Annotated in this window: 22 protein-coding genes and 3 tRNA genes; 14 read left to right on the top strand and 11 right to left on the bottom strand. The window is 73.8% G+C overall.

Features of this window, described 5'->3' with window-relative positions:
- Window positions 1-80 precede the first annotated feature (80 nt).
- Window positions 81-1,499, top strand: a complete 1,419-nt coding sequence (locus B1A86_RS08825; RefSeq protein WP_036317798.1) for an FAD-dependent oxidoreductase — start codon at window positions 81-83, stop codon at window positions 1,497-1,499.
- 41 nt (window positions 1,500-1,540) lie between these two features.
- Window positions 1,541-2,836 (top strand): MFS transporter, encoded by a 1,296-nt coding sequence (locus tag B1A86_RS08820; protein ID WP_078025949.1) that lies wholly within the window; start codon window positions 1,541-1,543, stop codon window positions 2,834-2,836.
- A gap of 208 nt (window positions 2,837-3,044) precedes the next feature.
- Here the strand turns inward: B1A86_RS08820 and B1A86_RS08815 are convergent, their stop codons facing one another.
- Together B1A86_RS08815 and B1A86_RS08810 are read right to left on the bottom strand one after the other, a co-directional pair.
- Window positions 3,045-3,548, bottom strand: a complete 504-nt coding sequence (locus B1A86_RS08815; RefSeq protein WP_036383920.1) for a hypothetical protein — start codon at window positions 3,546-3,548, stop codon at window positions 3,045-3,047.
- Window positions 3,549-3,588: 40 nt separating this feature from the next.
- Window positions 3,589-4,077, bottom strand: a complete 489-nt coding sequence (locus B1A86_RS08810) for a YajQ family cyclic di-GMP-binding protein (RefSeq protein WP_036383893.1) — start codon at window positions 4,075-4,077, stop codon at window positions 3,589-3,591.
- Window positions 4,078-4,286: 209 nt separating this feature from the next.
- Between B1A86_RS08810 and B1A86_RS08805 the strand changes: the two genes are divergently transcribed.
- Window positions 4,287-4,368 (top strand) — tRNA-Tyr (locus tag B1A86_RS08805).
- A 220-nt stretch (window positions 4,369-4,588) separates the two neighbouring features.
- Window positions 4,589-6,343: an AMP-binding protein gene (locus B1A86_RS08800; RefSeq protein ID WP_078025948.1), complete on the top strand. Its 1,755-nt coding sequence runs from the start codon at window positions 4,589-4,591 to the stop codon at window positions 6,341-6,343.
- Between the two features lie 15 nt (window positions 6,344-6,358).
- Here the strand turns inward: B1A86_RS08800 and B1A86_RS08795 are convergent, their stop codons facing one another.
- Window positions 6,359-6,823, bottom strand: a complete 465-nt coding sequence (locus B1A86_RS08795; RefSeq protein ID WP_041103583.1) for a hypothetical protein — start codon at window positions 6,821-6,823, stop codon at window positions 6,359-6,361.
- A gap of 205 nt (window positions 6,824-7,028) precedes the next feature.
- Window positions 7,029-8,057, bottom strand: coding sequence for a DNA-3-methyladenine glycosylase (locus B1A86_RS08790; protein WP_078025947.1), 1,029 nt, complete (start codon window positions 8,055-8,057; stop codon window positions 7,029-7,031).
- Between the two features lie 162 nt (window positions 8,058-8,219).
- Between B1A86_RS08790 and B1A86_RS08785 the strand changes: the two genes are divergently transcribed.
- The 3 genes from B1A86_RS08785 (at window position 8,220) to B1A86_RS08775 (ending at window position 12,381) form a co-directional block, all read left to right on the top strand.
- Window positions 8,220-9,785 carry a pyridoxal-phosphate dependent enzyme gene (locus B1A86_RS08785; protein ID WP_078025946.1) on the top strand — a complete coding sequence of 522 codons (1,566 nt, stop codon included), beginning with the start codon at window positions 8,220-8,222 and terminating at the stop codon, window positions 9,783-9,785.
- A gap of 61 nt (window positions 9,786-9,846) precedes the next feature.
- Window positions 9,847-11,106 (top strand): cystathionine gamma-synthase, encoded by a 1,260-nt coding sequence (locus tag B1A86_RS08780; RefSeq protein WP_078025945.1) that lies wholly within the window; start codon window positions 9,847-9,849, stop codon window positions 11,104-11,106.
- Between the two features lie 66 nt (window positions 11,107-11,172).
- Window positions 11,173-12,381, top strand: coding sequence for an amidohydrolase (locus B1A86_RS08775; RefSeq protein ID WP_078025944.1), 1,209 nt, complete (start codon window positions 11,173-11,175; stop codon window positions 12,379-12,381).
- 40 nt (window positions 12,382-12,421) lie between these two features.
- On the opposite strand, the gene B1A86_RS08770 is transcribed toward B1A86_RS08775, so the two are convergent.
- Entirely contained in the window at window positions 12,422-13,051 is a 630-nt protein-coding gene (locus B1A86_RS08770; protein WP_060974118.1) for a hypothetical protein, read from the bottom strand.
- 309 nt (window positions 13,052-13,360) lie between these two features.
- Between B1A86_RS08770 and B1A86_RS08765 the strand changes: the two genes are divergently transcribed.
- From B1A86_RS08765 to B1A86_RS08735, 7 genes are all read left to right on the top strand, one after another.
- A complete protein-coding gene (locus B1A86_RS08765) occupies window positions 13,361-15,505 on the top strand; it encodes a DEAD/DEAH box helicase (protein ID WP_078025943.1) in 2,145 nt (714 codons plus the stop codon).
- Between the two features lie 87 nt (window positions 15,506-15,592).
- A tRNA-Thr gene (locus tag B1A86_RS08760) sits at window positions 15,593-15,664 on the top strand.
- 60 nt (window positions 15,665-15,724) lie between these two features.
- Window positions 15,725-15,798 (top strand) — tRNA-Met (locus tag B1A86_RS08755).
- Between the two features lie 89 nt (window positions 15,799-15,887).
- Window positions 15,888-16,181 (top strand): hypothetical protein, encoded by a 294-nt coding sequence (locus tag B1A86_RS08750; RefSeq protein ID WP_041103577.1) that lies wholly within the window; start codon window positions 15,888-15,890, stop codon window positions 16,179-16,181.
- Window positions 16,182-16,221: 40 nt separating this feature from the next.
- The gene (locus B1A86_RS08745) at window positions 16,222-16,671 is read left to right on the top strand and encodes a MaoC family dehydratase N-terminal domain-containing protein (protein ID WP_010080353.1); all 450 of its coding nucleotides are present in this window, start codon (window positions 16,222-16,224) and stop codon (window positions 16,669-16,671) included.
- A complete protein-coding gene (locus B1A86_RS08740; RefSeq protein ID WP_078025942.1) occupies window positions 16,671-17,162 on the top strand; it encodes a MaoC/PaaZ C-terminal domain-containing protein in 492 nt (163 codons plus the stop codon). The genes B1A86_RS08745 and B1A86_RS08740 overlap by 1 nt, the downstream gene beginning before the upstream one ends.
- Window positions 17,159-18,358 (top strand): UDP-N-acetylmuramate dehydrogenase, encoded by a 1,200-nt coding sequence (locus tag B1A86_RS08735; protein WP_078025941.1) that lies wholly within the window; start codon window positions 17,159-17,161, stop codon window positions 18,356-18,358. The genes B1A86_RS08740 and B1A86_RS08735 overlap by 4 nt, the downstream gene beginning before the upstream one ends.
- A 228-nt stretch (window positions 18,359-18,586) precedes the next feature.
- Here B1A86_RS08735 and asd read toward each other — a convergent pair whose 3' ends face one another.
- The 6 genes from asd to B1A86_RS08705 all read right to left on the bottom strand — a co-directional run bounded on the left by asd (window position 18,587) and on the right by B1A86_RS08705 (window position 22,979).
- A complete protein-coding gene (asd, locus tag B1A86_RS08730; protein WP_063188676.1) occupies window positions 18,587-19,759 on the bottom strand; it encodes an aspartate-semialdehyde dehydrogenase in 1,173 nt (390 codons plus the stop codon).
- 10 nt (window positions 19,760-19,769) lie between these two features.
- Window positions 19,770-20,000 (bottom strand): NF038396 family protein, encoded by a 231-nt coding sequence (locus B1A86_RS08725; RefSeq protein ID WP_036337885.1) that lies wholly within the window; start codon window positions 19,998-20,000, stop codon window positions 19,770-19,772.
- A 1-nt stretch (window position 20,001) separates the two neighbouring features.
- The gene (locus B1A86_RS08720) at window positions 20,002-20,562 is read right to left on the bottom strand and encodes a dihydrofolate reductase (RefSeq protein ID WP_036337888.1); all 561 of its coding nucleotides are present in this window, start codon (window positions 20,560-20,562) and stop codon (window positions 20,002-20,004) included.
- A gap of 22 nt (window positions 20,563-20,584) precedes the next feature.
- Window positions 20,585-21,415: a thymidylate synthase gene (locus tag B1A86_RS08715; protein WP_002854751.1), complete on the bottom strand. Its 831-nt coding sequence runs from the start codon at window positions 21,413-21,415 to the stop codon at window positions 20,585-20,587.
- Window positions 21,416-21,536: 121 nt separating this feature from the next.
- Window positions 21,537-21,893, bottom strand: coding sequence for a GNAT family N-acetyltransferase (locus B1A86_RS08710; RefSeq protein WP_041103569.1), 357 nt, complete (start codon window positions 21,891-21,893; stop codon window positions 21,537-21,539).
- 75 nt (window positions 21,894-21,968) lie between these two features.
- The gene (locus B1A86_RS08705; RefSeq protein WP_078025940.1) at window positions 21,969-22,979 is read right to left on the bottom strand and encodes an NUDIX hydrolase; all 1,011 of its coding nucleotides are present in this window, start codon (window positions 22,977-22,979) and stop codon (window positions 21,969-21,971) included.
- Between the last annotated feature and the right edge of the window lie 47 nt (window positions 22,980-23,026).

The following is a 23,026-nucleotide window of genomic DNA, read 5'->3' as shown; positions in this document are numbered from 1 at the left end:
TCGATCCCGCGCGCCGGTGCCGGGCCTTGCCCCGCGCTCCGCCGGCGTGCCCCGCCGTCGTCGAAAAGGACCCACCCACCGTGACCGTTCGCCCTGACCGCCCGTTGCGCATCGCCATCATCGGTGCCGGACCCGCCGGGGTGTACACGGCGGACATCCTGACCAAGGAGGAACGGGACTTCCGTGTCAGCATCGACCTGTTCGACCGGTACCCGGCCCCGTTCGGTCTGATCCGCTACGGGGTGGCTCCGGACCATCCGCGCATCAAGGGCATCGTGACCGCGCTGCACAAGGTCATGGACCGCGGGGACATCCGTTTCCTGGGGAACGTGGACTACGGCACGGACCTGAGCCTGGCGGATCTGCGTCGGCATTACGATGCGATCGTGTTCTCCACCGGGGCTGTGCGGGACGCGGTCCTGGACGTGCCGGGGGTGGAGTTGGCCGGCTCGTTCGGTGGCGCGGATTTCGCGTCCTGGTATGACGGGCACCCGGATGTGCCGCGGCACTGGCCGTTGGAGGCCACGCAGGTGGCGGTGATCGGCAACGGGAACGTGGCCCTGGATGTGGCCCGGATCCTGTCCAAGCATGCCGAGGATCTGTTGCCCACCGAGATCCCGGACAACGTGTACCGGGACCTGGCCGCTTCCCCGGTCACGGATGTGCACGTGTTCGGTCGGCGTGGGCCGGCGCAGGTGAAGTTCACCCCGTTGGAGCTGCGGGAGCTGGCGCATTCCCGGGATGTGGACATCGTGTTGTACGAGGAGGACTTCGACTTCGATGAGGCCTCGGAGAAGGCGATCGAGGAGAACAACCAGGTCCGCACGATGGTGGGGACGTTGACGAACTGGCTCATGGAGCAGGAGGACCGTCAGCAGAGCGCCTCGCGTCGGCTGCACCTGCATTTCCTGCAGGCCCCGGAGGAGTTCCTGGACGAGGACGGGGACGGCCGGGTGGACGGTCTGCGGATGCGCCGGATGGAGTTGGACGGTTCCGGTGGGGTCCGTCCGACGGGGGAGACCGTGGACTATCCGGTGCAGGCGATCTACCGGGCCGTGGGGTATTTCGGTTCGCCCGTGGAGGGGGTGGAGTTCGATGAGGTGCGCGGGGTGATCCCGAACGCGGAGGGTCGTGTGCTGGATGCGGACGGCGCCCCGGTGCCGGGTCTGTATGCCTCGGGGTGGATCAAGCGGGGCCCGGTGGGGTTGATCGGGCACACCAAGGGTGACTCCCTGGAGACGATCAAGCATCTGATCGAGGACGAGCCGGGGCTGTGGACGGCCCAGGAGCCCTCCGAGGAGTCGGTGATCGAGCTGCTCGAGTCCCGTGAGGTCCCGTACACCACGTGGGCCGGTTGGCATGCTCTGGATGAGCATGAGAAGTCCCTGGGTGCGCAGGCCACGGAGGCCGGTCCGGTGGCGCGGGAGCGGGTGAAGGTCGTGGACCGGGAGGAGATGACCCGCATCTCCCGCGACGGGGCCTCCGTCCCGACCGCCTGATCCGGGGCGGGCCCTGGCCGCCCCGGCGCTAGGCTTCCGGGGTGGCCCGCCTCCTCGTCGACATCACCCCGCTGCGGGTCTCACCCGCCTACCGGCGGCTGTGGCTCGGCAACACGCTCGCGTACGTGGGCACGCAGCTCACGCTCGTGGCGGTGTCCCTCGAGGTGTTCGCCCTGACCGGCTCCTCGTTCGCGGTGGGCCTGCTCGGCCTCGCCGCGCTCGTGCCCCTCGTGGTCGCGGGCCTGTACGGCGGCGCGATCGCGGACCGGCACGACCGCCGCCGCGTCGCACTGACCTCGTCGGCCGTCATGTGGCTGACCACGGTCGGCATCGCCGCGCAGGCCTGGGCCGGGTTCGAGTCGGTGCCGGTGCTGTACGCCCTCGTGGCCCTGCACTCCGGCGCGTCCGGCATCAACCAGCCCACCCGCGGCGCGATCATCCCCGCGCTCGTGGGCCTGCCGCTCGTGCCGGCGGCGAACGCGCTGAACATGATGACGTTCTCCGTGGCCCTCATGGTCGGCCCCGTGCTGGGCGGCGTGCTCGTGGCGGCGGTCGGCTACGCGTGGACCTACTCGATCGACGTCGTCACCTTCCTGGCCGCCCTGTACGCCGTGTGGCGGCTGCCGTCCCTGCCGCCGCAGCAGGCCGAGGCCGCGGCCGCCTCGGGCACGCGCGGGGGCCTGGCCTCGGTGGTCGAGGGCCTGCGCTTCCTCGGCTCGCGACCGAACCTGCGGATGACCTTCCTGGCGGACATCGTGGCCATGACGACGGCGTTCCCGCGCGCCCTGCTGCCCGCCATCGGCGCCGTGGTGCTCGGCGGGGGTGAGGCCGCCGTCGGGGTGCTGCTGGCCGCGATGGCGGCGGGCGCGTTCCTCGCGGGGCTGTTCTCCGCTCCGTTCACCCGCCTGCATGCGCAGGGCTGGGGCGTGTACGTCTCGATCCTCGTGTGGGGCGGGGCGGTGGCCGCGTTCGGCGGCGTGGTCTGGTGGGCACAGTCGCTGCCCGACGGCGATCCCCGCCTCACGCTCGCGTTCGCCCTCGCCGCGCTGTGCATGGCGGTGGGCGGGGCCGCGGACTCGCTCTCCGGCGTCTTCCGCGGCTCGATCCTGCAGTCCGCGACCCCGGACCACCTGCGCGGCCGGCTGCAGGGCGTGTTCGTCGTCGTGGTGGCGGGCGGGCCGCGCCTGGGCGAGCTGATCACCGGCGGTGCGTCCGTGGTCCTGGGGGAGGGGCCGACCCTGCTGGCCGGCGGTGTGCTGTGCATGCTCGGCGTGAGCGCGCTGATGCGGTGGCAGCCCGGCTTCCTGCGCTACGACGCCCGGAACCCCACGCCCTGAGCAGGCGCGGGGTTCCGTGGCGGTGGCGAGGCGGGAGGCTGCGAGCCAGCGAGCGCCGGGGATCACCAGGGAGCGCCGAGCCCGACGTTTCTGCCCGTGAGCCAGATGATTCTGCTGCAGATCGGGCCGCGAGACCGCCGAAACGTCTGGCTCGCGGCGGCCTGAGCCGCCCTCCGCGGGAGCCACCACGACGACGGCGGCCGGCGAGTCAGCGGTCGCGGCCGGCCTGGAGCGTGGCCGGGACCGCGCCACCCAGGCGCGTCCAGTGGCGGACGAGGTCCTCGTCCGGGGCCGCCTGGAGCGTCTCGCGGGCCGCCTCCTCCGCCTTCTTGATGCGGCGCTCCAGACTCTGGTCCGCGCCCTCGTAGGCGGCCGCGTGCCGGTGGGAGCGCAGCGATCCGACGTCCTCCGTGCGACGTTCCACCACCGCGAGCTGCTCGGCGATCGCGTCCTGGTTGGCGCGCTGGGCCTTCAGGTTCGCGGGGGCGAGCACCTGGGCCACGAACCCGTGGTCGAGGAGGAGGCCCCGCGGGGCGGCGACGCCGTGACGCAGCGCGAGGTCCACATGGTCGTCGAAGGTCAGGAGCATGGCGGCCTTGGCGAACTTCAGGTCGTCGACCGGGCGGCCGTCCACGCGGGCCCGGGCCCGCGCCCGGCCGATCGTGGTGTCGGCGGACCACACGGCCCCGCGAGGGTCGATCAGGTACAGCATGGGGACTCCTGGTGGGATCGGAGGGGAGGCGGCGTGCGGATCAGCGGAAGTTCACGAACTGCAGGTCCGCGTCCTCGAAGTCCTTGAGCATCGCGATGACCGACTGCAGGTCGTCGCGGGACTTGGAGGACACGCGCAGCTCGTCCCCCTGGATCTGGGCCTTGACGGACTTGGGGCCCTCATCGCGGATCAGCTTGGTGATCTTCTTCGCGGTGGGCTGGTCGATGCCCTCCTTCATGGTCGCCTCGATGCGGTACTCCTTGCCGGAAGCGAACGGGGCGCCGGCGTCGAGGGACTTGAGGGAGATGCCGCGCTTGACGAGCTTGGACTCGAACACGTCCTTGACGGCCTTGACGCGCTCCTCGGAGGAGGCCCTCATGAGGATCTTCTCGCCGGAGAAGTCGATCTCGGCGCCGACGCCCTTGAAGTCGTAGCGCTGGGCGATCTCCTTCTGCGCCTGGTTCAGGGCGTTGGACACCTCCTGGCTGTCCACCTTGCTGACGACGTCGAACGTGGAATCGCTGGCCACGGGTGCTCTCCTTCAGGGTCTGCGGACGGGGTGCGCCCGTCGACGACGGCCACTGCGGGGCCGCGCCGGGCGCTCTGCGGGCCAGCCTACCGGGGACGGCGGACGCGGTCCCGGGCCGATTGGCGGCGTGGCGCGGGGATGCTGTACAGTCGACTCTCGCCCGGCCGGTGCGGTCGTCCTCGAGACGCCCGGCAGCCGCCGGGTGGCACGGCAGATTTCCCGAGCGGCCAAAGGGGGCTGACTGTAAATCAGCTGGCATTGCCTTCACTGGTTCGAATCCAGTATCTGCCACCGGAACGAAGACCCCGGGACCACACGGTCCCGGGGTCTTCTGCCGTCCGGGGCCGTGGCACCCCCCGTGTCCCCGCCCCGGGAGGTGGCGGCCTCCCGCCAGGCGACGTAGCCTGCCTGTGGTCCGTGTCACACCCGATGCCCTGTGCGGTCCGGTGGCGGCACGGCCCTGCATCGTGACGCCGTGCGGCGTCGCCCGACCATCCGCGAGGAGCGCCCGATGACCGAGTCCACCGCCCCCGAGTCCTTCACCCAGGGACCGACCGACGTCGAGCTGCTCGAGCAGACCCTGGCCCAGAACCTCGACGACACCGCCCGCCGGTTCGCCGACCGCGCCGCGCTCCTGGAGTGTGGACCGGACGGGGACCCGGCCACCGGCCGCACCTGGACCTACGGGCAGCTGCGTGAGGAGTCCGTGACGGTGGCCAAGGCGCTCATGGCCGCGGGCTACGAGGCGGGGGACCGGATCGGCATGTGGAGCCCCAACGTCGCCGAGTGGGTCTCGCTGCTCTACGGCGCGGCGCGTGCCGGCGTCATCCTCGTGAACCTCAACCCGGCGTACCGCGCCCACGAGCTGACCTACGTGGTCGAGCAGTGCGACATGCGCGGGCTGGTGGTGGCCTGCGCGGACGCACGCATGGACCCGCCCGCCACCGCACGCGCCGTGGCCCGTGAGTCGGCGCCGCACCTGCGGCAGCTGATCATGCTGCCGGCCGGGAGCGGCGAGGACGCCTACGCGCACGTGCAGGCCGGCGACGTGGCCGGCCGACACGCCGCCGATCCCGTGGCCGAGGGCACGTGGGCCGACTTCCTGGCCGAGGCCGCGCGGGTCTCGGACGAGGACCTGGCCGTGCGCGAGGCCGCCACCGGGCCGGCGGACCCCGTGAACCTGCAGTACACCTCGGGCACCACCGGCTTCCCCAAGGGCGTCACGCTGACGCATCGCAACGTGCTGAACAACGGCTTCCACATCGGCGAGCTTCTGGGCTACACGGAGGAGGACACCGTGGTGATCCCAGTGCCGTTCTTCCACTGCTTCGGCATGGTGATCGGCGTGATCGCCACCGTCTCCCACGGCTCGCTCGCCGTCATCCCGGCGCGCAGCTTCGAGCCGGTCTCGGCGCTGCGGGCTGTGGCCGCCACCGGTGCGACGAGCCTGTACGGCGTGCCGGCGATGTTCATCGCCATGCTCGCCCGGCCTGAGGCGGACGCGTTGGACCTGTCCACGCTGCGCACCGGCGTGATGGCCGGCTCCACGTGCCCCGTCGAGGTGATGAAGAAGGTCATCGACCGGTTCCACATGTCCGAGGTCGCCATCTGCTACGGCATGACGGAGACCGCGCCCGTGTCCACCATGACCCGCCGCGACGACTCCCTGGAGGTGCGCACCCAGACCGTCGGCCGGACCATGCCCCACGTGGAGACGAAGATCGTGGACCCCGCCACCGGTGACGTCGTCCCGCGCGGGGCCACGGGCGAGCTGTGCACTCGCGGCTATTCCGTGATGCTCGGCTACTGGGACGCCCCCGAGAAGACCGCCGAGGTGCTGGACGCCGACGGCTGGATGCACTCCGGCGACCTCGCCTCCATGGACGAGGACGGCTCCGTGCGCATCGAGGGCCGCATCAAGGACCTCGTGATCCGCGGCGGCGAGAACATCTCCCCGCGCGAGGTGGAGGAGTTCCTCTACACCCACCCGGACATCCAGGACGTCCAGGTGGTGGGCGTGCCGGATGAGAAGTACGGCGAGCAGCTCATGGCCTGCGTGATCATGAAGGACGGCGTCGAGCCGCTCACGGTGGACGCCGTCCGCGAGTTCGCCACGGGCCGGATCGCGCACTTCAAGATCCCGGCCTACGTCCGCGTGCTCGACGCCTTCCCCATGACCGTCTCCGGCAAGGTCCGCAAGGTCGAGCTGCGCGAAGAGGGCGCGAAGGTCGTCCAGGCCCAGGCCCACGCCCAGGGTGCGGGCTGACGACGACCGTCACCCTCAGGCGGCGGGCAGCGGGAACACGTCCCAGATGGTGCAGACCGCCTCGGGGGCGGCGCCCAGGATCGTGGCACGGTACGTGGTCGACCACGCCCGCGGGTCGGCGTCGCGCAGGCGCCACGTGCCGTCCGCGAGCACCGCGTCCACGAACGCGGAGGTGTCGGCGGGGCTGCCGTCCTCGTGGACCAGGGGGCCGCGACGCAGGGCTTCACCCAGGTCGCCCGCTCGGCCGACGGCGTAGAGCGCGGTCTCGTCCGTGTCCAGCACGAGGCCGCAGTCCTCCTCGAAGGCGGTGATCCAGGCCATCGCGTGCCGCATGGCCTCGTCCGGGTCGGGGTGGCGGGTCACGATGAGCACGGAGCCGCGCTCGCCCGGACGCAGGGAGCCGGGCGTGCCGGGGCCGTGCGGGTCGGGTTCGCGCGGGGCGGCGGCGGTGTGCGGGCGGGGCTCGAAGGCGGTGGTCATGGCGGTCTCCTCCCGGGTGGGGACTCATCAGGGTCCCGGCGGCGCCGCGCCGGTCGGAGCGGCATCGCCCACGCTAGGAACCCGGGGCGGGCGGCCGGCCGGACCCGGCCGGGGCTGGGGAGGACACGCCGGGAGCAGCGGCCTGTGCAGGAGCGAAGAGGCCGCCCGAACGCGCCGGCACGGCCTCGGCCGGCCCGGCGTCGCGTCAGTGGGCGCGGTGGTCGGCCGGGGCGAGCTTGGGCCCGAACGCCTGCTTGCGCTCTCCGGAGAGCCCGATCATCCGCACCACCCGCTGCCGGTGTCCGGCCCACGGCGCGAGCAGGCGGAGCATCCCGGCGTCGTCGGTCCGGCGTCCCGTGAGGACCTGCCCCACGTACTGCGCCAGGTGGTAGTCGCCCACGGAGACGAGGTCCGCCGCCCCGTGGCTGCGCTGCAACGCCTCGGCCGTGGTCCACGGCCCGATCCCGGGCACCGATTCCAGGCGCCGGGCCAGCGCAGCCACCCCGGCCGTGTCCCCGGGGGCGACCGCGTCGCCGAGCCGGTCGATGCTCGCGGCCCGCCGGGCGACCTCCAGCACGGTCCGCGACTGGGAGGGCTGCACCCAGGCCCGCGCATGCCAGTCCCACGAGGGGATCCGCAGGACGGCGGCCGGGGTCGGCGGCGGCAGCATCCCCGGCGGCACCGGGCCGGGGGCGGGCCCGTCGCCGTCGATCCGGGCCGCCAGCCGCACGAGGGTGCGCCAGCCGTGCCGCGCCTGGTCGTGGGTGATCTTCTGCTCGAGCACGGCGGTGAGCAGCTGCCGGGACAGCGCGCCCGCCGCCGGCAGCCGCAGCCCGGCCCGCGTCCGCCGCGCCTCGCGCACGTGCCGCGGCAGCGCGGGCGCGCCGGAGTCCGGCCGCAGCAGGGCGTCGAAGGCGGCCCAGCCGTCGTCGTGCAGGCCGAGCAGACGCTCCACGTCGGCGACGGCGGTGCGCGCGCCCGCGCCCCACGCGCGGGCCGTCACCGCGGTGCCGCCCCCTGCGGTCTCCCGGACGCCGGAGACCAGCAACGACGTCGGCCGGCCCGGCCCGCCCGACGCCGCGTCCGGGGCGGGGGAGCGCAGGGTGAGCCAGACGCCCTGCGGTGTGGCGCGGACCGTGGGGTCGGCCGCGCCGCGCTGCAGGGGACGCAGGGTGAGCGCGACGTCCACGGGGACGGGCACGCGTACGCAGCGCTCGGCGTCCGGGGCGATCATGCCCGCACCGTACACCCGGGCCCGGACAGGACGACGTCGGCCGTGACGGCGCGCACGCCGGGCGTTGCCCCGCGTGTCCGGGGCCCTCCTCCGGCGTCCGGCCCCTGGCGTAGCGTGGGGTGCGTGACTGAACAGACCCCCGCGCCCACCCCTGCGCAGCCCATGCAGTACGCCGAGAACGTCCTCGAGCTGATCGGGCACACCCCGCTCGTGAAGCTGCACTCCGTGACGGAGGGCATCGAGGCCACCGTGCTGGTGAAGGTCGAGTACCTGAACCCCGGCGGCTCCGTGAAGGACCGCATCGCACTGAAGATGATCGAGGAGGCCGAGCGCGAGGGCCTGCTCGGCCCGGGCGGCACCGTGGTGGAGCCCACCTCGGGCAACACGGGCGTGGGGCTGGCCCTGGTCTCGCAGCTCAAGGGCTACCGCACCGTGTTCGTCACCCCGGACAAGGTGGGTCAGGAGAAGCGGGACGTGCTCAGCGCGTACGGCGCCGAGCTCGTCGTCACGCCCACCGCCGTGGACCCGACGTCCGAGGAGTCCTACTACGGGGTCGCCGACCGCCTCGTGCGGGAGATCCCCGGGGCCTACCAGCCCAACCAGTTCTTCAACCCCGCCGCCCCGGCCTCCCACTACGAGACCACCGGCCCCGAGATCTGGGAGGACACGGCCGGCCGCGTCACCCACGTCGTGATGGGCGCCGGCACGGGCGGCACCATCACGGGCACCGGCCGCTACCTCAAGGAGGTCTCGGCGGACCGCCCGTCCGGTGCCGTCCGCGTGATCGGCGCGGACCCCAGCGGCTCGGTGTACTCCGGCGGCGCCGGCCGGCCCTACTTCGTCGAGGGCGTCGGCGAGGACATGTGGGTGGACAACTACGACCCCGCGGTCCCGGACGAGGTCATCGCCGTCGAGGACGCCGAGGCCCTGGCCATGACCCGGCGCCTCGCCGCCGAGGAGGGCCTGCTCGTGGGCGGCTCCTCCGGCCTGGCCGTCGTCGCCGGTCTGCGCGCCGCGCGCGAGCTCGGCCCGGAGGACGTCATGGTGATCGTGCTGCCCGACTCGGGCCGCGGCTACCTCGCCAAGATCTTCAACGACCCGTGGATGGACGAGCGCGGCTTCGACTACGACGTCCGCGAGACCGTGCTGCCGGCGTGGGCGCGCGGGCGCACCCGCTCGGCGGTCCCGCAGACGGACGACGACGGCGCCACGGGGGCCGCCGGCGGGGCCGGCACGCCCGTCGAGGCGCTCGAGCACGCCGACGCCGAGCCGGCGACCCGCGCGGGCGCCCCCGCCGAGGCCGACCGCTGGTCCGCGACGGCGGGGGAGCTGCTGACCGAGAAGGCCGACCTGTTCCCGGGCTCCGTACCCACCCTCGTCACCGCGGCCCCGACCACCTCGGTGGCGGACGCCGTGGCGACCATGAACCGGTACGGCGTCGACGCCCTGCCCGTGATCCTCGAGCCCCGGCACGACCTGCGGATCGGCGAGGTCCGCGGCACCGTCTCCTCCGCCGCGCTCGCGGACGCCCTCGCTGAGGGGCGGGCCACCGCGCAGACCCCCGTGGCCGACGTCATGGGCCCCGTGCTGCCCTGCCTGGGGGCGCGCACCCCGCTGCGCGCCGTGGCCCGGCGCCTCGCCCAGGACCCCGTGCTGCTGGTGCTCGAGGCCGGCCGCGTCCAGGGCGTCGTCACCCTGCACGACGTCCTCGCCCACGTCACCGCCTGAGGCCGGCCGCACCGGCCGCGCCCGCCCCACCCGACCCGATCTCTCCGAGGAGGCTCCCGAGATGACCGAGCAGAACGTCCACGAGGACCCGCACGCCACCACCCCCGACACCGGCGCCGAAGACGCCGCCGCCCACCCCCAGGGGGGAGGCTTCGGCACGCGCGCCGTGCACGCGGGCCAGCACCTGGACGAGGTGTTCGGCGCCGTCGTCCCGCCGATCCACCTCTCGAGCACCTACGCGCCCACGGCCGTCGGCGAGCTGCGGCGCGGCTACGACTACGGCCGCGGCACCAACCCCACCCGGGACGCGCTGCAGGAGCAGCTGGCCGCGCTCGAGGCCGGCGTCGACGAGTCCGGCGCCCCCCGGGCCACCGGCCTCACGTTCGCCTCCGGCCTGGCCGCGGAGACCGCGCTGATCATGGGCGCGGGCCGGCCGGGCATGACGATCGTGCTCGGCAACGACGTGTACGGCGGCTCCTACCGCCTCATCTCCCGCGTGCTCGCCCCGTGGGGCGTGGAGCACGTCGTCGTGGACATGGGGGACGCCGAGCAGGTCGCCGCCGCCGTCGAGCGCGCCGCCGCCGCGGGGCCGGTCATGGTGTGGCTGGAGACCCCGTCGAACCCGATGATGAAGATCTCCGACGTCGCCGCGGTCGCCGAGGCGGCCCACGCGCACGGCGCCCTGCTCGTGGTGGACAACACCTTCGCGACGCCGTACCTGCAGTCCCCGATCGCCCTCGGCGCGGACGTGGTGGTGCACTCCACCACGAAGTACATCGGCGGCCACTCGGACGTGATCGGCGGGGCGCTCGTGATCCCGGACGCCGCACTCGCCGAGCAGGTGAAGTTCCAGCAGTTCGCGGCGGGGGCCGTGAACGGGCCCATGGACGCGTACCTGACCACGCGCGGCCTCAAGACGCTCGGGGTGCGCATGGACCGTCACCAGGCCAACGCCCAGGCGGTCGCCGAGTGGCTCACCGGCCGCGCCGAGGTCTCCCAGGTGCTCTACCCGGGGCTGCCGGACCACCCCGGCCATGAGCTCGCGCAGCGGCAGATGCGCGGTTTCGGCGGCATGGTCTCGCTGCGCCTGTCCGGCGGCGCCGCGGCGGCCCGCCGCGTGGCCGAGTCGACCCGCCTGTTCCAGCTCGCCGAGTCCCTGGGCGGCATCGAGTCGCTGATGAACTACCCGGCGGAGATGACCCACGCCTCCGTGGCCGGCACCGAGCTGGCCGTGCCGGACGACCTGCTGCGCCTGTCGGTGGGCATCGAGGACGCCGAGGACCTCGTGGCGGACCTGGAGCGGGCTCTGGGCAGCCTCTGACCCGCCGACGTCCGCCAGAGGTCTAGCGCACGGGTGGGGAGCACGGGGCGGCGTAGTGTGACGGGCATGACCCTCACCGCCTTCGTCAACGCCCATGTCGTCCCCGTCGCCGCCGAGCCGTTCGACGGCGCCCTGCTCGTCGAGGACGGCCGGATCACCGCGCTCGGCCCCGACGTCGAGGCGCCCGACGGCGCCGAGGTGGTGGACTGCGAGGGACGCTGGGTGCTGCCCGGCTTCGTGGACGCGCACGTCCACCTGGGCATGCACGCCGAGGGCGAGGTCGGTGCGACCGCGGACGTCAACGAGATGACGGACCCCGTGATGGCCGGGGTGCGGGCGATCGACGCCGTCGACCCGAACGAGCCGGGCTGGAAGGACGCCCTGGCCGGCGGGGTGACCACCGTGAACGTGAACCCCGGCTCGGGCAACCCGATCGGCGGCCAGGCGGTCGCGTTGCACACCCACGGACGCACCGTGGACGAGATGGTGCTGCGCAGCCCCTCGGGCGTGAAGTCCGCCCTCGGCGAGAACCCCAAGAACGTCTACAAGGAGAAGGGCCGCACCCCGTCCACGCGGCTGGGCACCGCCCTCGTGATCCGCGAGGCGTTCCTGCGGGCGCAGGGCTACATGGCCCGCCGCGCGGAGGCCGAGCGCGAGGACAAGCCCTTCACTCGCGATCCCCACCTCGACGCCCTCGCCCTCGTCCTGGAGCGCACGATCCCCTGGCGCCAGCACTGCCACCGCACGGACGACGTCGCCACCGCCCTGCGCCTGGCCGACGAGTTCGGCTACGACCTCGTCCTGGACCACGGCACCGAGGCGCACCCGCTGGCCGGCCAGCTCGCGGCCCGCGGCGTGCCGGTGCTGATCGGCCCGCTGTTCACCACCAAGTCCAAGCCGGAGCTGCGGGGCCGCTCGATGCGCAACCCGGGGCGTCTGGCGCGGGCCGGCGTCGAGATCAGCATCATCACCGACCACCCGGTGGTGCCCATCGACTTCCTCGTCTACCAGGCGGCGCTGTCGGTGAAGGAGGGCCTGGACCGGGAGACCGCCCTGCGCGCCATCACCCTGCATCCCGCGCGCGTGCTGGGGCTGGACGACCGCATCGGCTCCCTCGAGGTGGGCAAGGATGCCGACCTGGTGCTCTGGTCCGGCGACCCGCTCGATGTCATGCAGCGGGCCCTGCGCGTGTGGATCGGCGGCCGTCAGGTCATGGAGTACGACCTCGCCACGGCCCGGCCCGTCGTCGCCTCCGCCCGTCCCGTGGAGGACTGAGCGGCGCCGCCGCCCGGCGGCGGGGGCGGGACGCGCGGGCTCAGCGCCGCACGCGCGAGCGCACGGGCGGCAGCCAGACGAGCGCGGCGCCCAGGAGCATCACGACGGCGAGGATGATCAGCAGGCCGTTGGCCCGCAGGAACGCGGGGGCGGCCAGCAGGACGGCGATGAACGTCAGGGTCCCGATCGCCGAACGACGGCGGCGCAGCAGACCGATCCAGCCCCACAGGGACGCCGCGGCCAGCAGGGCGACGGCGGTGCCCATCGTGAACTGCCCCGTCGCGCCGCCCAGCACGCCCACCGACTCCATGCCGGTGAGCGGATCGATGACGGGCTCGCCGCTGTCCTGTGCGCGGGCCCCGTTCCAGAGGAACGCGCCCGCGATGCCGATCAGCACCACGGTGACCGCGAGCCAGTAGAGGCGCGCGACCTTCAGGAGCGGGTGGACGAGGCCGGCGTCGGACTCGGCCGCGTCCCGCGCGACCAGGTCGCGCTCGCGGTCCGCGCGGCGCCGTTCCAGGCGCTCCTCGTCCTCGGCGGTGAGGCGGGCGCGCTCGGCGCGCAGCCGTGCGTCGTCGGCCCGCTGATTCTCCCGGAAGGACTGGGCGGCGCGGCCGGCGGCCCGGCCGAGCCCGCGGGCGAGGGGGCGGTCTTCGCTGTTCTGGGGCACCTGCCGAGCCTATCGCCCCGGCCGGTGAGCGACCGGGGTGTCCGAGGGCACAGCCCGGCCCGGGATCCGGTGGCGTAGACTGGGCGGACCGGATCCGGTCTCTCCCCCTGTGATGAATGAGCGTGGACGCGTGTGCCACGCCGGACTGCAGATGTCTGTGCAGATGTGTGTGCGGGTCACGAACGTCGTGGCCCTCGGGGGCTGCCGGGTGGACGGAATCATCTGACCCAGCTGGCCCCTGCGCCCCACGACGTCGACCCGCGACCGACGTCCTCCGGCGTGCGCCCGCGCATCCCCACAGGAGGACCCATGTCCGACATCCTCGATCCCCAGACCACCGCCGAGGTCGCCCCCGAGCTCGCCGAGGCGGAGCAGGAGGCCACCGGGACCGTCCCGCAGGTCGACGCCGCCCCCGAGGCACCCGCCGAGCCCGCCGCCCCTGAGGCCCCGGCCGAGCCCGCCGGCCCCACCTTCCTGGACCTCGGCCTGGACGCCCGCGTGCTGGCCGCCGTCGAAGACCTGGGCTACACCCGCCCCTCGCCGATCCAGGAGGCGACCATCCCGCTGCTGCTGGACGGCCGCGACGTCGTGGGCCTGGCCCAGACCGGCACCGGCAAGACCGGCGCGTTCGCGCTGCCGGCCCTGTCCCGCCTCGCCGAGACCACGGACGTGACCGGGCGCGCGGACACCCCGCAGGTGCTCGTCCTCGCCCCGACCCGCGAGCTCGCCCTCCAAGTGGCCGACGCCTTCGACAGCTACGCCAAGCACCTCGACGACGTCTCCGTGCTCGCCGTCTACGGCGGCTCCCCGTACGGCCCGCAGCTGGCCGGACTGCGTCGGGGTGCGCAGGTCGTCGTCGGCACGCCGGGCCGCGTGATCGACCACCTCGAGCGCGGCTCGCTGGACCTCTCCGACCTGCAGACCCTCGTGCTGGACGAGGCGGACGAGATGCTGCGCATGGGCTTCGCGGAGGAGGTGGACCGCATCCTCGCCTCCACCCCGGACACGAAGCAGACCGCCCTGTTCTCCGCCACCATGCCCCCGGCCATCCGTCGCATCTCCGCCCAGTACCTGAACGCCCCGGAGGAGGTGGCCGTCGCCCGTCAGTCGACGACGTCCGCCACGATCCGCCAGCGCTACCTGCAGGTGGGCCACCAGTGGAAGTTCGAGGCCCTGAGCCGGATCCTCGAGACCGAGGAGCACGACGGCGTCATCGCCTTCGTGCGCACCCGTGCCGGCACCGAGGAGCTCGCCCAGAAGCTCACGCGCGCCGGGTTCAAGGCCGTGGCCATCTCCGGCGACATCGCCCAGAAGCAGCGCGAGAAGACCGTGGAGGACCTGAAGGCCGGCCGCGTGGACATCCTCGTGGCCACCGACGTCGCCGCCCGCGGCCTGGACGTCGAGCGCATCTCGCACGTGGTCAACTACGACATCCCGCAGGACGCCGAGTCCTACGTGCACCGCATCGGCCGCACCGGCCGCGCCGGCCGACAGGGCGACGCCGTGCTCTTCATGACCCCGCGTGAGCGCTTCCTGCTCAAGCAGATCGAGCGGACCACCCGCCAGCAGGTCGAGGAGATGGCCGTGCCCTCCGTCGCCGACGTCAACGCGGCCCGCAAGCGTCGCTTCGCCGACGGCATCACCCGCACCCTCGAGCGCGCCTCGGAGGAGGAGCTGGCGGTGTTCGGCGAGATCGTCGCCGCGTACGTCGACGAGCACGAGGCCGAGCCGGCGCGCGTGGCCGCCGCACTGGGCATGATGGCCCAGGGCGGCCGCCCGCTGCTGGCCCGCGAGCAGGAGATCCCGTTCGGCGGCGCCCGCGGCCGCAAGGACCGCGACGGCGGCCGCGAGGGTGGGCGCGACGGCGGCCGTGAGCGCGGCACGAGTGACGGCCGCGGCTCGCGTGGCCCGGCCCGGGAGCCCGCGGCCGGCAACGTGACGTACTGGATCGCCGTCGGCCACCAGGACCGTGTGCGGCCGGGCAACATCGTGGGCGCGCTGGCGAACGAGGTGGGCCTGCCCGCCTCGGCCATCGGCGCGATCGACCTGCGTGGCAACCACTCGCTCGTCGAGCTGCCGGCAGACCTGACCTCGGCCCAGCTCGAGGCCGCGGCCAACGCCGAGATCAACGGCCGTCGCCTCGGCCTGCGCAAGGACACCGGCCGCCCGACCCGCGCCGAGCGCGACGGCGAGGACCGCGGTGAGCGCCGCGGCGGCTTCCGCAAGGACCGCGGCGAGCGCGGCGAGCGCGGCGGCTTCCGCGGGGACCGCGACGGCGGCCAGCGCGGCGGGTACCGCAAGGACCGGGACGACCGCGGCTCCCGCGAGGATCGTGGCGGCTTCCGCAAGGACCGGGACGACCGCAGCTTCCGTGGCGACCGCAGGGGACGCCCCGGCGGCCGCAAGCCCCGCTGGGGCGCCCAGGAGCGCTCGGATCGGGGCGCCCGCCGCTGATTCCGCCGGGGTGCCGACCCCGCCGGAGGCCGTGACCGGGGCCGATTTTGCATCGGCCCCGGGGCCCTGGTAGAGTCTCACCTCGTTGCCCCGATAGCTCAGTGGTAGAGCGCCATCTTGGTAAGATGGAGGTCCCGGGATCGATTCCCGGTCGGGGCTCTGACATGAGAGCCCGCCCTCGCGGCGTGAAAACCGTGAGTGCGGGCGTTCTCGTGTCGTGGCGGCGTAGCTCAGCTGGTTAGAGCGCACGACTCATAATCGTGAGGTCGGGGGATCGAGTCCCCCCGCCGCTACGGAATCGGACGGACCCGGTCACCTCCTCGGAGGGGCCGGGTCCTTTCGCGTTCCGGGGCCCGTCCGTCGCCCCGGTAGCCTGGCGGGCATGTCCACGCGTCGCCCCGCCCACCAGCCCACCCGCGGCACCGCCGCGCCCCGCGGCTTCGTCTCCCCGTGGGAGCACGGCTCCCGGCTGTACCGGACCCTCGTGCTGACCGGCTCCGCGCTGTTCCTCGTGGGCATCGTGCTGGCGGTCGTCGGCGGCACCACCGGACGCCTCGCCGTCTCCGGGACCGCCCTGGGCGTGCTCGGCGCGGGCGTCGCCGTTCACCTGTCCGCTCAGCTCGTGCGCTTCCGCCAGGCCGCCCGCCGGCAGGGGGAGCGGCGCCCCGGCCGTTAGGCTGGACGGCAGTCGAGAACCGTCCCGCAGGAGGCCCGAGTTGAGCGTGAACCCCGACGTCGCCGGGCGGAGCTATCCGCCCGCGCCCCCCTTCCAGGTCGGTCGTGAGGCGGTCCGCGGCTTCGCCGAGGCCGTGCAGGCCCAGCATCCCGCGCACCACGACGTCGCGGCCGCCCGGGCCCTGGGACACGCCGACCTGGTCGCCCCCCCGACCTTCGCCGTCGTCATCGCCCAGCGCGCCGAGGCCGCCGTCGTCGCCGATCCCGAGCTGGGCATCGACTTCTCGCGCGTGGTCCACGCGGACGAGCGCTTCGTCCACCACCGCCCGCTGGTGGCCGGGGACGAGGTCGTGGCGACCGTGCGGGTCGAGGCCGTGAAGTCCCTCGGCGGCAACCGCATGGTCACCACCGTCACCGAGATCGCAGATCTGGACGGCGCGGCCGTCTCCACCGTCACGTCCACCCTGCTGGTCCGGGGAGAGGAGTCCTGATGAGCACCGCCCCCCGCCTGTCCGACCTCGCCCGGGGCGAGGTGGTCGGCACGCGCACCGTCACGTTCACCCGCGCCGACCTCGTGGCCTACGCGGGTGCCTCCGGCGACCGCAACCCGATCCACTGGTCCCCGTCGTTCGCCGAGCACGTCGGCCTGCCCGGCGTCATCGCCCACGGGATGCTCACCATGGGCGCGGCCGTGCAGCTCGTCTCGGACTGGGCGGGCGACCCGGGCGCCGTCGTCGACTACCAGACCCGCTTCACCGGCATGGTGCCCGTCGCGGACACCACGGGGCGCACGGACGACGACGGCGCGCCCGTCCCCGGCGCCACGCTCGAGGTCGTCGGCACGGTCGGCGCCGTGGACGAGGCCGCCGGGACCGTGCGGATCGACCTGAACGTCACCAACCCGGACGCGGCGAAGCCGCGCGTGCTGACCAAGGCGCAGGCCGTGGTCCGTCTGGCCGACCCCGCGGGGGAGAGCGCGTGAGCGAGCGGCTGGCGGACCACACCACCACCCGCGTCGGCGGGCCTGCGCGCGCGTGGGTCACCGCGCGCACCGAGGCCGAGGCGATCGAGGCCGTGCGCGCCGCCGACGCGGCGGGCGAGCCCCTGTTCGTCCTCGGCGGCGGTTCCAACACCCTCATGGCGGACGCCGGCTTCCCCGGCACCGTCGTGCGGCTGGCCTTCGAGGGCATCCACGTGCTGGACGGGCCGCTGCCCGGCGAGGGCGAGACGCCGCCCGCCGGCGACGGGGCCCGGTCCGCGGACCACGAGGGGGAGGCCGTCGTCGTGCGGATCGCGGCGGGCCACCCGTGGGACGACGCCGTCGCATGGACCGTGGCGCACGGGCTCGGCGGGATCGAGGCGCTCTCGGGCATCCCGGGCTCGGCCGGCGCGACGCCCGTGCAGAACGTCGGCGCGTACGGCGCGGACGTCTCGCAGGTGCTCGTCGCCCTGCGCGCGTGGGACCGGGAGGCGGGCGACGTCGTCGAGCTGACGCCCGCGGACCTGCGCTTCGGCTACCGCGACTCCGTGATCAAGCGCTCCATGCTGGAGACCGGCGCGCCGAGTCCCCGGTGGATCGTGCTCTCGATCGACCTGCGGCTGCGTCGCGCCTCCTCCGACGCCGAGCCGACGGCGCCGGTCCGCTACGGGCAGCTGGCGGCCGCGCTCGACGTCGAGGAGGGCGCCCATGCCCCGCTCGCGGTGGTCCGCCGCGAGGTGCTGGCCCTGCGCGCCGCCAAGGGGATGGTGTCCGATCCGGCGGACCCGGACACGTGGTCCACGGGCAGCTACTTCACAAACCCGATCGTGCCCGCGTCCGTGCGGGCCTCCCTGCCCGACGGCGCCCCGGCGTTCGCCGCCGGCCAGGCCGAGGACGGGACGCCGCTCGTGAAGCTCTCGGCGGCCTGGCTGATCGATCGCGCGGGCTTCGCGAAGGGCTTCGGGCTGCCCGAGGTCGCCCCCCGCGAGGGCGGGCCGGACGGCCGCGGAGCCGACGGCACCGGCCTGGCCGGGGGCCGCGCGTCGGTGTCCACGAAGCACACCCTCGCCATGACCAACCGCGGCGACGCGACCACCGAGGACGTCCTGACGGTCGCGCGCACCGTGCGCGACGGCGTGCGCGAACGCTTCGGCGTCGAGCTGCACCCCGAGCCGATGATCATCGGCACCAGCCTCTGACCCCTCACTTTCGTTCGGGAAACGGCGCCCCCAGGAGTGCTTTCGTTCGGGAAACGGCGCCGCCAGGAGTGCTTTCGTTCGGGAAACGGCGCGCCTTGGCGGCGCGGGCGCCGTTTCCCGAACGACAACGCCCGAACACCCGCCGTTTCCCGAACGAAAACGGGAGCCGGGTCCGGGGTCCGGTGCGGGGCCGGGTCCCCGCGCGCGCCGCGGCGCCGGCGTCGCGGCTCAGAGGTTGCCGGTGGCGATCATCAGCATGCGACGCACGGGCTCGGCCGCACCCCACAGCAGCTGGTCGCCGACGGTGAACGCCGAGAGGTACTCGGGACCCATGTTGAGCTTGCGCAGCCGGCCGACAGGGATCTGCAGGGTGCCGGTCGCGGCGATCGGGGTCAGGTCGGTGACCGTGACCTCCTTGGTGTTCGGCACCACCTGCACCCACTCGTTGTCCGCGGCGATGATCTGCTCGACCTCGTCCAGCGGCACGTCCTGGGTGAGCTTGAGGGTGAGGGCCTGCGAGTGCGAGCGCATGGCGCCGATCCGCACGCACAGCGAGTCGAACGGGATCCGGTCCGCCCCGGTCAGCCCGAGCACCTTGTTGGTCTCGTCGTAGGCCTTGCGCTCCTCGCGGGAGACGCCGTCGCCCAGGTCGGAGTCGATCCAGGGGATCAGCGAGCCGCCCAGCGGCACGCCGAACTGCGTCGAGTCCAGGCCGCCGCGCTGCAGCTCGATCACCTTGCGGTCGATCTCGAGGATCGCCGACGCCGGATCGGCCAGCTCGGCCCGCACCGCGCCGCCCAGCTCGGCGTACTGGGTGAGCAGCTCGCGCATGTGCCGGGCGCCGCCGCCGGAGGCCGCCTGGTAGGTCATGGCGGTGCCCCACTCGACCAGGCCCGCCTTGAACAGGCCACCCAGGCCCATGAGCATGCAGGACACGGTGCAGTTGCCGCCGATGAAGTCCTTCGTCCCGTTCGCCAGGGCGGCGTCGATCACGCCGCGGTTCACGGGGTCCAGCGCGATCACGGAGGTGTCCGCCATGCGCAGGGTGGAGGCGGCGTCGATCCAGATGCCGTCCCAGCCGGCGGCGCGCAGCTTCGGGTACACGGCCTGCGTGTAGTCCCCGCCCTGCGCGGTGAGGATCACGGGCAGGGCCTTGAGCGCGTCCACGTCGTACGCGTCCTGGAGCACGCCCGGGTCGCCGGCCATGCCCTCGAGCACGGGCGCGGGACCGCCGGCGTTGGACGTGGAGAAGAAGACGGGGTGGACGCGGGCGAAGTCGCCCTCCTCGGCCATGCGCTGCAGGAGGACGGACCCCACCATGCCGCGCCAGCCGACCAGTCCCACGGTGGGCACGGCGGCCGCGTCGGGGGCGTTCACAGATGCGGGGGCAGCGGAAGTCATGCCCTCCAGGCTAGCGGCCCTGCTGCGCACGCTTCCGCCTGTTCCACGCGATGAGACCGCCCACGGCGAACACCTGGGTCAGCACGAGCAGGAACACCAGCCCGGCGATGGTCTTGCCCTGCAGCACGAGGATCAGCCCGAACACGGCGCACACGAACGCCAGCACGGGCAGGGCGACGAGCGCGAGGAACGAGACCGCCTGCGGGGAGAGCAGACGCTGGTCGGAGTCGGTCGGGGCCATGTCAGTCGCGTTCCCATCGTTCGAAGCGGTGGCGCGGGCCGGAGGCGGAGTCCAGCCACGCGTCGGGGGCGGGGTCGACGGCGGTGCGCCGCCAGCGGGCGTCGAGCGGCGGGGCGTGCGTGTCGCCGTCGACGTCGGCGTCGATCACGGTCACCTCGGCGCGCGAGGCCACGTCGAGGGCCTGCTCGTAGAGCGTCGCACCGCCGATCACCCACACGGTGTCACAGCCGTCGGCCTCGGCCGCGGCGGCCAGGGCCGCCCCGAAGTTCGGCACGACGACGGCGCCCGCGGCCCGCAGCTCCGCGCCGGCCTCCTCGGTGGCCGTCAGGGTGCGGGAGACCACGATGTTCGTGCGCCCGGGCAGCGGGCGGAAGCGCGCCGGGAACGACTCCCACGTGCGCCGGCCCATGATCACGGGGTGGCCGTGCGTGTGGGCCCGGAAGTGCGCGAGGTCCTCGGGGACGTGCCACGGCATGGTGCCGTCGCGGCCGATGACGCGCTCGGGGGTCTGGGCCCAGATCATGGCGATCACGGGCTCGGTGGGACGGGTGGCCCGGCTCATGGGGTCGCTGCGCATCCTCGGCTCAGACGGCGATCGGCGCCGTGATGGTGGGGTGGTGACGGTAGTCGAGGACCTCGAAGTCCTCGTAGTCGTAGTCGAAGATCGACGCGGGGGTGCGCCGCAGCCGCAGCCGCGGGTACGGGTACGGCTCGCGGGAGAGCTGCTCGCGCACCTGCTCCTCGTGGTTCGCGTAGATGTGCACGTCCCCGCCGGTCCACACGAACTCGCCGGGAGTCAGCCCGGTCTGCTGGGCGACCATCACCGTGAGCAGCGCGTACGAGGCGATGTTGAACGGCACGCCGAGGAACAGGTCCGCCGAGCGCTGGTAGAGCTGGCATGAGAGCCGCCCGGGGGCGCCGTCCTGACCGGGGGAGACGTAGAACTGGAACAGCGCGTGGCACGGCGGCAGCGCCATCTCGTCCACCTCGGCGGGGTTCCACGCGGTGACGATGTGCCGGCGCGAGTCGGGGTTCGTCCGGATCTGCTCCACGACCTTGGCGATCTGGTCGATGTGGCCCCCGTCCGGGGTGGGCCACGAGCGCCACTGCACGCCGTAGACGGGGCCGAGCTCGCCGTCCTCGTCCGCCCACTCGTTCCAGATCCGCACGCCGCGCTCCTGGAGCCACCGCACGTTCGAGTCCCCGCGCAGGAACCACAGCAGCTCGAGCGCGACCGACTTGAAGTGCACGCGCTTGGTGGTGATCAGCGGGAAGGACTCGGCCAGGTCGAAGCGCAGCTGGCGGCCGAACACGCTGCGCGTGCCCGTGCCGGTCCGGTCCGTCTTGACGGCCCCGTGGGCCATCACGTCGGCGAGGAGGTCCTCGTAGGGGGTGGGGATGCTCACCCGGCCCACTCTAGCGATCCGAGCGGACGCGCTGAGCGTCGTCGACGGCCCGGCGCAGGCGGGCCGCGTCCCAGCCCGCGGCCCGGACGGCAGGGAGGCGGGTACCGGCAGGGCAGGGCCCCGCCCCCGGTCAGCCGTGGAACACCATGTCCTGGTACTCGGGGTAGCGGCGCAGGTAGTCCTCCACGTAGGAGCACTCGGGCACGATCCGGTCACCCTCCGCGCGCAGCCTGTCCAGGACCATGGTCACGAGGGCGCGGGCGTAGCCGCGGCGGCCGAACTGCTCGTCGATGATGGTGTGCTGCAGGCGCAGGACCACGGTGTCCTCACCGTCCGCGCCGCGCACGGTCTCCTGGTCGTAGCCGAGGAATCCGATGAAGGTCCCGTCCTGGCGCAGCTCGAAGCGCTGACGGTCCGGGTCCCGGGTCACCGTGAGGCGCTCGTGGACGATCTTCTCGGGCTGGCTCTGGGCGGCGGTGTTCTCCATGACCCGAGCCTAGGGCCGGGGGCGGGCCCGCTCAACGGTGGCCCGGTCCTGCGGGCCGAGGCCGGCGCGGGCGGCTCAGTCGTCCCAGGGGTCGTAGACCTCGACGGCCACCACGTCGCCGTCGAGGTCGAGCGCGCGGTGCGCCACCAGCACAGCGCCGGGCCGCAGCCACGGATCCTCGGTCGGCAGGGCCCGCAGCACGCGGTCCGTCCGGCCGGCGGCCGCGTCCTCGACCACCTCGAACAGCGTCGGCAGCACCGGCCGGTGCGTGCACACGACCAGGGGCCGGGAGCGGCCCATGAGCTCGGCCATCACCTTGCGGGTCTTCTGGGGCTTCTCCCGGGCCGTGGTCTCCGTGAACGCGCCCTTGGTCTTCAGCGCCAGCCGGCTGGACTTCACGAGCGGGGCCAGCGTCTCCACGCAGCGGCGCCACGGGGAGGAGACCAGCCGCTCCGGCCGCCAGGCCGACACGAGGCCCTCGACGGCGAGCGCCTGCCGCCGGCCCGTCGCCGCCAGCGGGCGCTCCTGCTCGGCGCGGGACCACGAGGAGCGGGGCTTGGCCTTGGCGTGGCGCAGCACCAGCAGCGGCACGGTCCGCAGGCGCCCCCGGGAGGCGGCACGCAGCAGCAGGTCGAGCGGTTCGTGATCCGAGTCGTTCGTCAGCAGCCGCCGGGCCTCGTCCGGCCCGACCCAGCGGACCTCGTCCACCTCGTCGCCGTCGGGGAGGGCGCGCTGGCCGTCGACCTCGGCGGCCCAGTACCAGACCTCCTTGCTCTGACGTGCGCCCCGCTTGCCGGGCACCTCGTACGCCGTCACGCACAGCGGGATGCCCGGCCGCAGCTCGAGGCCGACCTCCTCGCGCAGCTCGCGCACCGCGCACTCCGGCAGGGTCTCACCCGGATCGAGCTTGCCCTTGGGCCACGACCAGTCGTCGTAGCGGGGCCGGTGGATCACCATCACCTCGAGGCCGCCGGGCACGCGGCGCCACGGCAGCATGCCGGCGGCCAGCACCTCGGCGCGGGGGCCTTCCGAGACACGGTCCTCCGTGGACCAGCGGGCGACGCGGTCGGCGTGGGACGAGGGCATGGGGCGGGTTCCTCTCGGGGTGCGGCGGCCGCGACGACTGCTGGGGC

It is taken from the genome of Micrococcus sp. KBS0714, assembly GCF_002008305.4.
Taxonomy (GTDB): domain Bacteria; phylum Actinomycetota; class Actinomycetes; order Actinomycetales; family Micrococcaceae; genus Micrococcus; species Micrococcus luteus.
The sequence above is the reverse complement of the archived record's forward strand: the minus strand, read 5'-3'. Positions and strand labels throughout refer to the sequence as shown.

What these genes read in the sequence shown, in the direction of transcription:
- B1A86_RS08780 (WP_078025945.1), top strand. Translation starts at nt 9,847, where the DNA reads ATGACCGAGCAGAACGTCCACGAGGACCCGCACGCCACCACCCCCGAC.
- B1A86_RS08785 (WP_078025946.1), top strand. Translation starts at nt 8,220, where the DNA reads ATGCAGTACGCCGAGAACGTCCTCGAGCTGATCGGGCACACCCCGCTC.
- B1A86_RS08725 (WP_036337885.1), bottom strand. Translation starts at nt 20,000, where the DNA reads ATGGCCCCGACCGACTCCGACCAGCGTCTGCTCTCCCCGCAGGCGGTC.
- B1A86_RS08795 (WP_041103583.1), bottom strand. Translation starts at nt 6,823, where the DNA reads ATGACCACCGCCTTCGAGCCCCGCCCGCACACCGCCGCCGCCCCGCGC.
- B1A86_RS08705 (WP_078025940.1), bottom strand. Translation starts at nt 22,979, where the DNA reads ATGCCCTCGTCCCACGCCGACCGCGTCGCCCGCTGGTCCACGGAGGAC.
- B1A86_RS08750 (WP_041103577.1), top strand. Translation starts at nt 15,888, where the DNA reads ATGTCCACGCGTCGCCCCGCCCACCAGCCCACCCGCGGCACCGCCGCG.
- B1A86_RS08740 (WP_078025942.1), top strand. Translation starts at nt 16,671, where the DNA reads ATGAGCACCGCCCCCCGCCTGTCCGACCTCGCCCGGGGCGAGGTGGTC.
- B1A86_RS08800 (WP_078025948.1), top strand. Translation starts at nt 4,589, where the DNA reads ATGACCGAGTCCACCGCCCCCGAGTCCTTCACCCAGGGACCGACCGAC.
- asd (WP_063188676.1), bottom strand. Translation starts at nt 19,759, where the DNA reads ATGACTTCCGCTGCCCCCGCATCTGTGAACGCCCCCGACGCGGCCGCC.
- B1A86_RS08720 (WP_036337888.1), bottom strand. Translation starts at nt 20,562, where the DNA reads ATGAGCCGGGCCACCCGTCCCACCGAGCCCGTGATCGCCATGATCTGG.
- B1A86_RS08710 (WP_041103569.1), bottom strand. Translation starts at nt 21,893, where the DNA reads ATGGAGAACACCGCCGCCCAGAGCCAGCCCGAGAAGATCGTCCACGAG.
- B1A86_RS08815 (WP_036383920.1), bottom strand. Translation starts at nt 3,548, where the DNA reads ATGCTGTACCTGATCGACCCTCGCGGGGCCGTGTGGTCCGCCGACACC.
- B1A86_RS08765 (WP_078025943.1), top strand. Translation starts at nt 13,361, where the DNA reads ATGTCCGACATCCTCGATCCCCAGACCACCGCCGAGGTCGCCCCCGAG.
- B1A86_RS08790 (WP_078025947.1), bottom strand. Translation starts at nt 8,057, where the DNA reads ATGATCGCCCCGGACGCCGAGCGCTGCGTACGCGTGCCCGTCCCCGTG.
- B1A86_RS08775 (WP_078025944.1), top strand. Translation starts at nt 11,173, where the DNA reads ATGACCCTCACCGCCTTCGTCAACGCCCATGTCGTCCCCGTCGCCGCC.